Below are 13111 nucleotides of genomic sequence, written 5' to 3' on the forward strand. Positions count from 1 at the left end.
TATGTTGTACGATTGTCTGGTAACACTTAAATTACATATTGATACTAATTAAGCTGAGATCCGTTAATTCTGACCGAATGGATATCATAGTGAGCTAGCGAACTGTCTCGAGCTGATCCATATTTGATATGACGTATTGCACCGGCAATAAGCCAAAATCAAGAGCTAGAGAATGAATATAGGTAAAATTTTAACAGCAGTACTGCTTTGGGTATCGACATTTCCCCTATTCGCGGCAGAGGTCACTATGGCATTCGGCGAAAAGATCCCCCCCTTCTGTTTTCCCGCCACCGATTCGGGGATTGAAGTGGAGGTGATAGGTGAAGCCCTGGCCTATCGTGGTCACATACTGAAACCGGAGTATTACCCCTTTGCCAGGATCCCGGTCACCTTTTTAGCGCACAATGTCGATGCAGCCATGACCGACTTAGGCCGGGATATGGAGCCAGAGGGCGCGTTATATGGCGATCCAGCCGTATTTTATGACAATGTTTTTATCACCCTCAAAGAGCGTAATATCATCATCGAGAAGCCCGAAGATCTACAGGGCTTGAGCGTGATAGCCTTTTATGGTGCCGCCAAGCGATACCCGAAGTGGCTTAAGAATGTTCAGGAGTCCAACCTCTACCACGAACAAAATAACCAGTCTTTACAGGCGCTAACACTCAACAGGCAGCATTATGATGTGGTGCTCAGCGATCGTAATATTTTCAATTACTTCACTTTGCACCTACAACGAGAAAAAGGATTTAAGCCTAAGCCTGTAGAGGAGCATCATTTTGTTGAATTGAACCCTATGGATTATCGACCGGTATTTTGGGACGAACATATTCGAGATGACTTCAATGCCGGGCTAAAACACCTCAAAGAGACGGGGCGTTACCAGGCTATCTACGACAAATACCTGAAATAATATGAAGTCGGCAAGTGTTCAACGGCGTCCTCTTTATGATGAAGGCGTCGCCGTGCTCATATGACACACTGCTAAATAGACATTTACTGATTTACTTCAATAAGGCTCAAACGAGTCTTGTTATAATCCCCTTCAGGATTAACGCGAAAGGCTGTTCTAATGAGTTCAAACCCCGCTTGTGAGCTGCAATTAATCTACCTTTTTGTCCATCTGGTCAATACGGGTGGGTTCTCTCAAGTCGCTAAAGCGCTAAACATGCCAATCGCGACGGTGAGCCGTAAGGTACATAAGCTTGAGGAGAGCCTGGATACCCAACTTATCATGCGTAGCACACGAAAACTGCGCTTGACCGAAGAGGGCGAGGCGCTTTTTAAACGCTATCAGGATGCCATATCTCAATTCGATAACTGCTCAGATTCAGTGATTAATAAACCGGAAGGGACGCTGAGAATTGCGGCGCCGGTATCGATCATTTCAATGATATTTATCGGTGCGTTAAATGAATTTTCTAAAATGCACCCCGATATTCAACTGCATATAGCCCAAAATAATAATGCTATAGATCTGGTTGAAGAGGGAGTCGATATTGCTATCGTCGGTGGTGCTCAACCTGACTCATCTTGGGTATCGAACTCACTGGGTGTACTCAACTATGGTCTGTATGCCTCACCGAGCTATTTAACGCAGGCCGCAGAGATCGACCACCCAAATCAACTGAAGCAACACGCCTTAATCAAGGTGTGGCCCCTGTTTAACTGGACGTTGAAACACCGAAGTGGTGAAGATTTTTACTATGATGGCCCGGCCAAACTTACCTTAGGTGATCTGTATGGTGCTGTCCATGCCGCCGTAGATGACGGTGGCATCTTGTATGGACCCGAGTTATTTGTAAAGCAGCAGGTAAAATCCGGACAGCTGGTCGAGGTACTGCCTGAGTGGACAGGAGAGCAGCGACGGATCTCCATGTTGTATCATCAACGTAGCCAGCAACCTCTTAAGGTCAAACTCTTTATTGAATTTATGCAGTCAAAAGCTCAAGAGCTTTTTACGGTATAGAGGTGCAGATACGAGGAGCGGAACAGTCGCCCAGCTCCTCGAGTCTTATTAACCGTTAAACCAGATATACGTTTAAGCTACAGGCGCCGTGGGCACCAACAACCAATGCCTGTTCGATATCAGCGGTTTTTGACGGGCCCGCGATAAAGGTACCGAACTCTCCCTTCTCTAAGGTGACCTTAGAGGCAGCCTGATGCATATTGGCTACTATCGTATCGGCTTCAATAACCAGAAAGAGGTTTTCACAGATAAACGGCGTGACTCTGTGTCCCAGATTTTTGTTATTCACCCAGATAGCCCCATTCTCGGCTACACCTAGATCGCCGGGGATCACCGCATAATCGATATCTCTGAGTTCATGCGCAGTATCGGTAACCGCTCGGTTTCCCTTAATGCCATCCACCATAGAGATAACTTGCAGCCCCTGAGCGATAAGCTCATCAACCTTCAGCTGCAGTGCCACTAACCCGCCTTCCCTATGGAGCGTTCCCGCTACGGTATTAAGGTTGGTCTCAAATTGACCCACAAGATCATCAATTCGCGGAGCCACATTAAACACCGGCATAGCCTGAGGGGCGATGGCCGAGCTCTTAAGCGCATTCAAAATATAATCTTTACTCGACATCTTTTTAGCCTCTGTTTTTCTTAAACCAAGCTTCGAAACTTGAGTTTGGAGCGGTAGGAAGTTCACGATATTTACCCCAGGCGCCAGAGAAAGGCTTGAGGAGGCTACCGGGAAGGACTTTTAGTGCGGTGCGAGCAACACTCATCGAGCAGTTAAGCATGGTTTCGCTCGCCATAAAATTCCCCACCAGAGGCATATAACTACTCTTACCATAGGGGAGTTTACCGGCCTCGGCTTTCAAGCGACGATGATGGTGAATGATCTTATCTAACGGCACCTTAGTCGGGCAAACATAGGAGCAGCTACCACACAAGGTACAAGCCCATGGAATAGAGTTGGTATCATCATTTTGTGCCCCGACAGCAATTCCGATAGGACCGGGAATTGTGTAGTTATAACTATGACCACCGGAACGGCGGTAAACCGGGCAGGTATTTAAACAGCCACCACAACGGATACATTTGAGAGATTCTGCCAATATCTTATCTTTAAGCATATCGGTGCGGCCATTATCGACGATAATGACATGCATCTCGCCACCCTCCTGAGGACCACGATAAAATGAGCTATAGGTGGTGACCGGCTGGCCCGTCGCATTACGTGCCAAGGTTCTAAGCAGAGCCGACGCACTTTCAAGATCGGGAACAATCTTATCGATACCCATGGAGTGCAACTGCAACTTAGGCAAGTTGGCTCCCATATCCGCGTTACCTTCATTGGTACACACGACCACGGCGCCTTTATCGGCAACGGCCATATTAACACCGGTCATAGCGGCATCAGCCGACAGAAACTGCTCTCTGAGATGGGCTCTGGCGGCGCGGGTCAGGTAGAATGGATCGGAAGCGCCAGCCTCTGTGCCAATTTTATCATGGAAGAGATCGCCCACTTCCCCCCTCTTCATATGGATAGCGGGGAGAACGATGTGCGAAGGCGGCTGACCCGCAAGCTGAATAATTCGCTCACCTAAATCGGTGTCGATCACCTCAATGCCATGTCCTTCAAGGTAAGGGTTTAAGTGACACTCTTCGGTTAACATCGACTTAGACTTAACCAATTTTTTCACTTTCTTATCGGCTAAAATTTTATGCACGATACGGTTATGTTCGGCCCCGTCTTTAGCCCAGTGAACCTGAATTCCATTTTCCAGACAGTTTTTCTCAAACTCTTCCAGGTACAAACCAAGATTCGTCAGAGTGTGTAGCTTCATCTCTGAACCTATCTGACGCAACTGTTCCCATTCGGGCAGGCTACCGGCTGCACGGTCACGCTTTTCCCGAACCGTCCACAGGGCTTTCGAGTGCCAGTCGACTCTCGCTTCATCCCGACAAAATATCTCGGCCTTCTTGGCATGTACCGCTGAATTCTTATTTGACATAGTGAGCTCTCTATAATGCGGCGTTAATCACCTGGGCGATGTGACGGATCTGTATCGGCAATTTCTGACGTTTAATCATGCCGTCAATATGTAGCAGGCAAGAGGGATCGAAACCTACCGCGTAAGCCGCGCCTGTTGCCGCATGAGCTTGCGCCTTATCTTTACCCATCTTCCCGGATACAGCCCCTTCATCCAGAGCAAATGTACCACCGAAGCCGCAACACTCATCGCGTCTGTCCGGATAGACAATTTCAATCTGAGGGATCTGACTCAGCACCGCCTCAACCTTATTATTTCGAGGCCCCATCTGCTCACTCGGTGTTGCTAAGTCCAACATACGGATCCCATGGCAACTCATCTGCAGGCTGATTTTATGGGAGAACGGCTTACTAAAGACCGGGATAGGAGAGACATCATGTAGAAACTCGGTCAGTTCATACAGCTTATCAATCACCTTCTGAGCTTCCGGACTGGTATCAAACTCATGAAAGTTCTCTTTCGCAGCAACTAAACAGGAGGCCGCCGGGCAAACAATCGCGTCACACTCGACACCTTTAAACGCATTCAATAACTTAAGGGTGGTTTTCTTAGCTTCATTAAAACAGCCGGAGTTAGTCATAGGTTGACCACAGCAGGTCTGCCCCTTGGGCAATATCACCTGATGACCCAGCTTTTCCAGCAATTCCAGCGTAGCAATGCCGACATCCGGCATCATCTGATTCACCAGACACGGAATGAAAAGTGCAACTCTCATATAGCGTTCTCTTATTGTTGGCTGCCGCGGGTATCTGGCTCATCACTCATTGAAAACTGAGGTATCAGTCAGATACATCTCCCCGGTGGCAGGGTTATTAAATAGCCACAAGTCTAGGCATTAGCCAAATAATAAGTAGTGCTAATTTAGTAAATATGACTCACAATATTTCCAAAAATGAAACATAGCCAGCGAATATCCTCCACCTATTCACAACAAGATAACTCAGTTAGCGAATACGTATAACAGAGCCAGAGTCATTCTGGGTTAGCACCTGAATAAGGCATAGCGAAGTGATAATTCTCTTAGTTATCCGGCCTAAGACAGAGTATCCACACTCAGTCTTTAGCAGGATTCATGGAGGGGACAAAAGTTGCAAATCTAACGTTAATAATTGGTACGCTTACTGTGTTAGGCTAACGAAAAACCAAGGAGAGATAAGAGTGAAAGTCATCATGCTTCCCCTACTCTGCATCTGTATAACACTGAGTTTGACAGCTTGCAGCGAACCTCCCGCGGGGCAAACATCATTATCGACAGATAGATTGACCAGCGATCGCGTGATTGCGGCTCAACTATCCGATGATGCGACGATCTCGGCCCTCCTGACCCGAAAGCATCACCTTTCGGTATGGGATAACGATTCGAAAAGCTTGATTCACGAATGGAACGAGTCTGACTTCATCGAAGAGCTCTACCATATTTCACTGTCGGGAGATAAACGTCTGCTGGGCACTGCGGGTAAGCATCGAGTGTCGATTTTTGATATCAAAACAGGAAAGTTAACCGTGACCTGGCAAGTTGAGGGATTCGATCCCGAGGCTGTCATCACCAGTCTGCACCTGAGCCATACGGGTAATGAGGTACTCATCGGGTTGAATGAAGGCTCGGTTATTTCGGTGGATCTGATTAGTAATCAGATGTCGATGTTTCTGGTTCACGATGGACCAGTCACTCGTATCGAATATGCGGCGCACAACCAGCAGGTGATGTCGGCATCACACGATGGTCACGTGCTGTTCTGGGCTGCCACCACAGGCAAGGTGATCCATGAATACTCCAATCAGTTCCGGATAACCAGCGTCTCTTATGATGAAGCGAATCGAAAAATATTTGTCGCCGATGCCCTGGATAATCAATTCATCGCCGATTCGTTAACGACACAAGCCCTTAGCCAACTCGACTATCTGGAGCGCTACCGCTATTTTCGTCAGGCGCTATTTGTCGAACGTGGCCAGATGCTGATCACCTCATCGTCTAAGCAGGAGTTGGCAAGTTGGGATGTTAAGACGGGAAAAGAGTTGGCAAAGTGGAACATCACCGCCTTCTCTGCCGGTACCACAGTGGTTTCAATGGCCGTAGATAGCTCAGGAACCCTATGGAGTCTGAGCTCCGATGGCGCATTAGAGACCTGGGATATTGAATCAATTAATATCTCCAGGTCGGGACTGTAAAGTCGGTATAGGAAAGTGATCTATTCAGCGTTTTTTTGGCAAACTAATTCAAGACGAATGGATGAGGGAATGGTGATCCCTCTTGAAATCATTCAACGCAGAAGTAGGCAGCCAAAAAGCCTCCTGAATTACTGCGCAGCCCTGTTAGACTTAATATAAGGCATAACCAACAGAGCGATACCGACCACAAGGAAGGGAATACTCAACATCTGACCGGCACTCATGACCCAATCATCGGCGTAGACCGCCTGCTTTACTTTGACAAATTCGATAGCAAATCTGGCGCCGAAGACGAGACAGAGGAAGAGACCGAATATTGCGCCCTCTTTTTGCTTCATCCGGGTATATTTGAATATTGCAGATAAACCGATGAAGATAGCCAAATAGGCAAAGGCTTCATAAAGTTGCGCCGGATGACGAGGCAGCATATCGACACGTTCGAAGATAATCGCCCATGGTGCCGTGGTCGGCAGGCCTAAGATCTCAGAGTTCATGAAGTTTGCCATTCTGACAAAAAAGCCAAATATCGCGGTAGCTATGGCTAATCGGTCGAGCAGATAGAGAAAAGGCATCTTCACTTTTTTATGATAATAGAAGAGCGCTAAAATAGCGCCTAAACCACCACCATGACTGGCCAATCCTCCTTCCCAGATAGCGAAGATCTTTAAAGGGTGGCTGAAATAATAGGCCGGGTCGTAGAAGAAGCAATGGGCTAACCGGGCACCGACGATGATCCCCACCACACAATAGATCAGTAAATTGTCTAACGACTCAACATCGTGTCCCTCCTTGATATAGATGCGTTTCATCACCTGAAAGCCACATGCGATGGCCGTCGCAAACAGCGCACCATACCAATGTACCTTTAGCCCCATAAACGAGATTAATACAGGATCGATATTCCAAATAAAGTGGTCCAAATTAAGCCTTCCGATTTAAAGCGAGAAAATTGTTTATCTGACAGGAGTTTTACGCTGATACGCTTGATTAGGCAAGCATTGTGTCACTCTTAACTAAGAGATAACCACAAACCTACCGAAGGCATGACCATGAACCAGGTCAGGAGATTATAATGAGTGCCGACTCAAAAATGGCCACCTGCATGTGGGAGCCGGCTATACTGCGACCATTTTAGAGATATATCGTCGTTAGAATCAAAGCTCTTTGTAAAACAAAACCGTCGCCTCATACTCACCACTTGAGCTCAATGCGAAGTTGGGGATCTCTCCCGCAAAACTATAACCAAGATTGATATACAGGGTCGAAGCAACATCCCCCTTACGCGTATCTAATACGATAAGCGTCCTATCTAACTCGAGCGCCAACCCTTCGAGCTTAAGCATCAGCTTCTTAGCGATCCCCTTTCCTCTGGCGCTGGTTCGCACCATCAACTTCTCAACCTCGCCGCGATGCAGGCCATTGCGCTTATCTGTCGTAGATAGTTGAACACAACCTAAGATCTCATCGCCATCACATGCCAGAATAAGCTTGCGCATGCCTGAGTTTATATCGGCTTCGACACCATCCCAATAAGCCATAGCGTCAGCATGAGAAAAGGGGGTAACAAACCCCACCGATGCGCCGCTATCTACACTGTCGATTAACAATGAACTCAACGCATCTCTGACATCTTGACTCGAGGCTAACCCCGTCGTTTCGAACGACTCTACCACTGAGATATCCACATCAACTCCTTGAACAATCCTCTGCTAAACATATAAAAAGTAACCCAGCTCCAGTCCTACCAGAGTCCCGCTCTACTTCACGAGCTTCTCCAGTATTTGAGCTCTAGTATTAGTTTAGTCCCATATTTTCACATTTTAACAATCAGATCAGCATCCCTGCCATTATTTGGCTGCTTAGAGCATCAAGCCAGATCCTGAAACCAGTTCAGGATGACGGCATTAAAGCCGGCTGACATAAAAAAACACCCCGCCACTGAGGACGAGGTGTAGACTTCAAACTTATAAGCTTACTCTCGAGATTCGCGGCTAAAGCCAGCTCCTACAGCTCGTAGCTCGTAGCTCGTAGCTCGTAGCTCGTAGCTCGTAGCTCGTAGCTCGTAGCTCAAGGCTGGATCCTTTTTTAACTTCCCGCAAGCTCATTAAACAGACTATTGAACTTATCTAAGCCTTCATAGATTATCTCATCTGAGATAGTCAGAGCCGGCAAGAAACGAATCACATTGCCATAGAAACCGCAGGCCAGGAGAATCAGCCCATGCTCCGCCGCTTTACCGATAATAGCTTGAGTGAGCTCAGTATTTGGCTTGTCAGCATCTCCATCGATGACCAGCTCCAGGGCGATCATCGCCCCCTGATGACGAACTTCACCGATCAGATCCGGATATCTATTTTGAAGTGAAGTAAGATGCTCATTGAAGATACTGCCAATAAGCGATGCTCGCTGAACCAGGTTCTCCTCCTCCATCACCTCCAATACCGCCAGCGCAGAGACGCAGCCCACGGGAGAGCCACCATAGGTACCACCTAAACCTCCGGGCAGAGGCGCGTCCATAATCTCACTCTTGCCCACGACGGCCGCGATAGGAAAGCCACCGGCGATCCCTTTCGCCATGGTCATCAGATCTGCTTCGACGTTCGCGTGTTCAAAACTGAACATCTTACCGGTACGGCCAAATCCGGTTTGGATCTCATCGGCAATCAAGACGATACCATGTTGATCGCATAGCCGACGCAGTGCCTGTAAAAACTCACTTGGCGCGGCATAGAAGCCGCCCTCGCCCTGCACAGGCTCTACGATTATGGCCGCGACATCGCTCGGAGCAATATCCACCTTAAACAGGTTTTCCAGCGCCTTAAGCGAATCCTTTACCGAAACATCATGGAAGGCCATCGGAAAGGGGGCATGGTAAATATCACCGGCAAATGGGCCGAACAGCTGCTTATAGGGACTGATCTTGCCTGTTAATGCCATCGTTAAGTTAGTTCGACCGTGGAAACCACCGTTAAAGGCGATAACCCCTCTTCGACCGGTATGGGCGCGGGCAATCTTGACACAGTTTTCTACCGCTTCCGCCCCAGTTGTCACAAAGATGGCTTTCTTTTCGCTATCACCCGGCGCGATCGCCGTGAGTTTTTCGGCCAATTCTACCGCCGACTCATAGGGGTTGATCATAACGCAGGTATGGCTGAACTTATCTAACTGAGCCTTAACAGCAGCTACAATTTTAGGATGGCTATGGCCGGTATTACACACCGCGATCCCCGTTCCGAAATCGATATATCGCTTGCCCTCCACATCCCAAAGTTCGGCATTCTTAGCACGCTCGACATACACAGGATAGACATTACCCTGGCCACGGGGCATCACCTTGGCTTTGCGCGCCTGTAAATTGCTGTTGGTCATTACTCTTGTCCTTTTATTTAAGGTCTTAGCTCCTGAAAGCTAAGATGACGGCCTGAGGCCTATCGCTTCGCGGACGGCTACGCCTATTAGACAGGCAAAGCCCTAGTAGGCCTAGCTTCATCTCAGTCTTTACCTGTCCAAGCCACCCATGCACAGGTATTTGATCTCCAGATAATCGTCGAGACCATACTTAGAGCCTTCACGACCATTCCCCGATTGCTTTACTCCGCCAAATGGCGCTGCGGCATTCGAGATAATGCCCTCGTTTACTCCCACCATGCCAAATTCGAGCCCCTCACCGACTCGCCAGATTCGGCCAATATCGCGGGAATAGAAATACGCCGCCAGTCCATATTCGGTATCGTTGGCCATGGCGATCGCCTCCTCTTCGTTATCGAAGCTGATGATCGGCGTCACGGGGCCAAATATCTCATTACGTGCCAATGACATCTCATTGGTGACTCCGGTGACAATTGTCGGTTCGAAGAAGTTAGCCCCCACTTCGCTACGCTGACCACCGGTTAACAATTTGCCGCCCTGGGCGAGTGTGTCTGCGACCAATTTGCTGACGTTATCCACCGCTGTCGATGAGATCATCGGGCCAATAGTCACCCCTTCACTGAGTCCATCTCCCAATGTCAGGTTCGCAACCGCAGTGGCAAATTTATCGGTAAACTCCTTAGCAATACCTTTTTGGAGATAGATACGATTAGTACAGACACATGTCTGGCCGGCATTACGATACTTAGAGACGAGTGCTCCCTGCACGGCAGCGTCGATGTCCGCGTCATCGAAGACGATGAAGGGGGCATTACCACCCAGCTCCATGGAGACCTTCTTCACAGTCGTCGCGCTCTGCGTCATCAAAATCTTGCCCACGGCCGTCGAGCCAGTAAAGGTAAACTTTGAAACATCGGGATGTTGCGTCAGCACTTCTCCCATGCCTACGGCATCTTCACCCACCACGACATTTAATACACCGGCCGGGATCCCCGCCCGCTCGGCCAACTCTGCCATGGCAAGCGCCGACAGTGGCGTCAGTGGTGAAGGGCGAACCACAAAAGTACAACCTGCCGCTAATGCCGCCGCCGCTTTACGTGCGATCATGGCATTGGGAAAGTTCCAGGGAGTGATAGATGCCACAACCCCCACAGGCTGCTTAATGACGATGATGCGCTTATCACCCGATGGCGCCGGAATCGTATCTCCATAGACGCGCTTTCCCTCTTCGGCAAACCATTCGATGAAAGCGGCACCATAACCAATTTCACCTTTCGCTTCGGCGAGGGGCTTACCCTGTTCCAGAGTCAGGATCCGTCCCAGGTCATCTTGATTCGCCATCATGAGGTTGAACCAGGCTCTGAGTATGGCGGCTCGCTCGTTAGCTGACTTTTTAGACCAGGCCGGAAGGGCTCTCTTCGCAGCCAGTACTGCCGCCTCGGTTTCATCGATACCGGCATTAAGCACATTGGCAACGACGCTATCATTAGCAGGGTTGGTCACTTCAAAAGTGACAGAGGAAGCAATACCAGCCTCGCTCCATCGGCCATCGATATAAGAGCTGAGCTTAACCAAACTGGGGTCTTTAAGATCTTGCATATTCACTCCTGCAGAAATAAATTTATCTCTAAAAACTTTTTATAAAAAACTTTCTCTAAAACTTGTAGTCCCTATTGAATAGCAAAATGAACTCATGTTAAATACAAAACATTAAACCTTATGTTTTATGGTGGTAAAACTATGGCCAAGCATTCGATCATTCCAAAAGCCATTACCGAGTATGACCTGCGTCTTCTGCGTATATTTCGAACCGTTGTCGAAAATGGAGGCTTCTCGGCATCCGAAGCCGAGCTGGGTGTCACGCGCTCGACCATCAGCGTGCACATGTCTAACCTTGAGAGCCGCATGAAGCTCAAACTCTGCAGCCGCGGACGTGGTGGATTTGCCTTAACCGAAGATGGACAGGCCGTCTATCATGCCTGCATAGAGCTGTTTGACTCACTCAACGACTTTTCACTCTTGGTCAATGGCTTAGGTAAAGAGCTGAGTGGTGAATTGATTCTGCTCTGTGCCGATCAGCTCGACAGTACCATGCAGCAGAAGCTTGCTCAGGTTATCCAGTATCTGCACATCAAAGAGCCGCAGCTGCACCTGATCTTAGACGGTGAAGCCATTCACAATATCGAGCGAGCCTTATTGCAGGATAAGGCACATGTCGGCTTGCTACCCAGCTATCAGCAGATCGAAGGCCTGAGCTACCAGACTATCTTCAGTGAACCTATTTATCTGTGTTGCAGTAGCAATCACCCCTATTTCAAACTGAACGATGAAGAGATCACTCCCGAGATGTTAGCCCAGTCCCCATCCATACACCCGGGGATAGATATCGACTCTGAGGGGCGTGAGCAGTTGAAGAAACTTAATCTCTCGGCAAAAGCGTACAAGTTTGATACCAGAAAGACCCTGATACTCTCCGGCTGCTATATCGGCTACCTGCCACAGAGTTATATCCAAGCAGAGCTGGAGTCGGAGCAGATGAGGATCATCCACTCAGACTCGGCCAGTTATCAATTTAACCTATCGATGGTGTTTAAGAAGAGCCCGCGGGAAACCAGCAAAGTAGAGCTACTGAAAGCCGCGTTCGAAGAGGTTTTCCACTTGAAACCAACGGGAAACTCGAGATAGGACCATTAATACCAATCGGTATAAGCCTGAATGAGAGTGAGGGTCAGGTCTGCTGACCGAGTGCCAACTTGATCCCGAAGCCGATAAACAGAGTACCTGCAATTTTATTCAACCAATGGCTCAGGAATGAACTATGTTTTACTTTACGACTCAATGAAGAGGAGCTCCACGCTAGAAAGTGACACCAGACCATGCCATTAAAGATAAATATCAAACCTAAAATGATGAATGACAGCGCTTTGTTCGGGGAATCATAGGCGATAAATTGTGGCACGAAGGCCAGGAAAAACAGGGCGATTTTTGGGTTCAACACATTGGTTAAAAATCCTTGAGAGTAGATCCTATAGAGTGAGGTTGGCGCTTGATCTTTAACATCCTGCGTCGCTGCTCCCCGGCGGCTCAATAACATAGTCAGGCCGATATAGATCAGGTAACAACACCCAACCACTTTAATAACGGTGAAAGCCATCGCCGATGTCGCGAGTATTGCCGATAAGCCAAACGCTGCGGCCAAGATATGCACTAAGGTGCCGGTCGCTATTCCCCAAGAAGCCATCGAGCCGCCCCTGAAGCCCTGTGTCGCACTGCGGCCGACAATATAAAGCGAGTCGGGCCCCGGCATGATATTCAGCGCAATTCCCGAGAGTACAAACAACCAAATATCGTTAATTCCCAATCGACTCACCCTCTGCTTCCACCTGAAAATATTCCCCTCGGCAACGACTCTCTATCTGAGATATAGCAAATAAATGGATCTCTGCATAGCTTTTAGGAAATTGAGTGGTGGGTATTTAGTGATGGGCACTAGATTACCGATGGACACAGAGATAACTCTCTTCGCAGGCCGGTAGCTAGATTCTAGATCCTGGCTCCTAAT

At 48.4% G+C, this 13111-nt stretch carries 12 protein-coding genes; 4 read left to right on the forward strand and 8 right to left on the reverse strand.

Going from position 1 to position 13111, the window contains the following annotated elements; genetic code table 11:
• The first annotated feature begins 172 nt into the window (after window positions 1-172).
• Entirely contained in the window at window positions 173-913 is a 741-nt protein-coding gene (locus SSED_RS20465) for a substrate-binding periplasmic protein (RefSeq protein ID WP_012144254.1), read from the forward strand.
• A gap of 159 nt (window positions 914-1072) precedes the next feature.
• Window positions 1073-1969, forward strand: coding sequence for a LysR family transcriptional regulator (locus SSED_RS20470; protein ID WP_012144255.1), 897 nt, complete (start codon window positions 1073-1075; stop codon window positions 1967-1969).
• Window positions 1970-2024: 55 nt separating this feature from the next.
• Here SSED_RS20470 and SSED_RS20475 read toward each other — a convergent pair whose 3' ends face one another.
• The 3 genes from SSED_RS20475 to SSED_RS20485 are packed head-to-tail and all read right to left on the reverse strand — an operon-like array spanning window position 2025 to window position 4726.
• Entirely contained in the window at window positions 2025-2594 is a 570-nt protein-coding gene (locus SSED_RS20475) for a LutC/YkgG family protein (RefSeq protein ID WP_012144256.1), read from the reverse strand.
• 4 nt (window positions 2595-2598) lie between these two features.
• Window positions 2599-3972, reverse strand: a complete 1374-nt coding sequence (locus tag SSED_RS20480; RefSeq protein ID WP_012144257.1) for a lactate utilization protein B — start codon at window positions 3970-3972, stop codon at window positions 2599-2601.
• A 10-nt stretch (window positions 3973-3982) separates the two neighbouring features.
• Entirely contained in the window at window positions 3983-4726 is a 744-nt protein-coding gene (locus SSED_RS20485) for a (Fe-S)-binding protein (RefSeq protein WP_012144258.1), read from the reverse strand.
• A gap of 443 nt (window positions 4727-5169) precedes the next feature.
• Here SSED_RS20485 and SSED_RS20490 point away from each other — a divergent pair, with 443 nt between their 5' ends.
• Window positions 5170-6180 carry a WD40 repeat domain-containing protein gene (locus SSED_RS20490; RefSeq protein ID WP_223295931.1) on the forward strand — a complete coding sequence of 337 codons (1011 nt, stop codon included), beginning with the start codon at window positions 5170-5172 and terminating at the stop codon, window positions 6178-6180.
• Window positions 6181-6308: 128 nt separating this feature from the next.
• On the opposite strand, the gene lgt is transcribed toward SSED_RS20490, so the two are convergent.
• The 4 genes from lgt to SSED_RS20510 all read right to left on the reverse strand — a co-directional run bounded on the left by lgt (window position 6309) and on the right by SSED_RS20510 (window position 11148).
• On the reverse strand, window positions 6309-7100 hold the full coding sequence (gene lgt, locus SSED_RS20495) for a prolipoprotein diacylglyceryl transferase (RefSeq protein WP_012144260.1): 792 nt from the start codon (window positions 7098-7100) through the stop codon (window positions 6309-6311).
• 234 nt (window positions 7101-7334) lie between these two features.
• Window positions 7335-7865 carry a GNAT family N-acetyltransferase gene (locus tag SSED_RS20500; protein ID WP_012144261.1) on the reverse strand — a complete coding sequence of 177 codons (531 nt, stop codon included), beginning with the start codon at window positions 7863-7865 and terminating at the stop codon, window positions 7335-7337.
• Between the two features lie 400 nt (window positions 7866-8265).
• The gene (gene gabT / locus SSED_RS20505) at window positions 8266-9549 is read right to left on the reverse strand and encodes a 4-aminobutyrate--2-oxoglutarate transaminase (protein WP_012144262.1); all 1284 of its coding nucleotides are present in this window, start codon (window positions 9547-9549) and stop codon (window positions 8266-8268) included.
• A gap of 129 nt (window positions 9550-9678) precedes the next feature.
• Window positions 9679-11148: an NAD-dependent succinate-semialdehyde dehydrogenase gene (locus tag SSED_RS20510; protein ID WP_012144263.1), complete on the reverse strand. Its 1470-nt coding sequence runs from the start codon at window positions 11146-11148 to the stop codon at window positions 9679-9681.
• Window positions 11149-11289: 141 nt separating this feature from the next.
• Here SSED_RS20510 and SSED_RS20515 point away from each other — a divergent pair, with 141 nt between their 5' ends.
• Window positions 11290-12234, forward strand: coding sequence for a LysR family transcriptional regulator (locus SSED_RS20515; protein ID WP_012144264.1), 945 nt, complete (start codon window positions 11290-11292; stop codon window positions 12232-12234).
• A gap of 43 nt (window positions 12235-12277) precedes the next feature.
• Here the strand turns inward: SSED_RS20515 and SSED_RS20520 are convergent, their stop codons facing one another.
• Window positions 12278-12919, reverse strand: a complete 642-nt coding sequence (locus SSED_RS20520) for a LysE family translocator (protein ID WP_012144265.1) — start codon at window positions 12917-12919, stop codon at window positions 12278-12280.
• Window positions 12920-13111 lie beyond the last annotated feature (192 nt).

It is taken from the genome of Shewanella sediminis HAW-EB3, assembly GCF_000018025.1.
Classification (GTDB): domain Bacteria; phylum Pseudomonadota; class Gammaproteobacteria; order Enterobacterales; family Shewanellaceae; genus Shewanella; species Shewanella sediminis.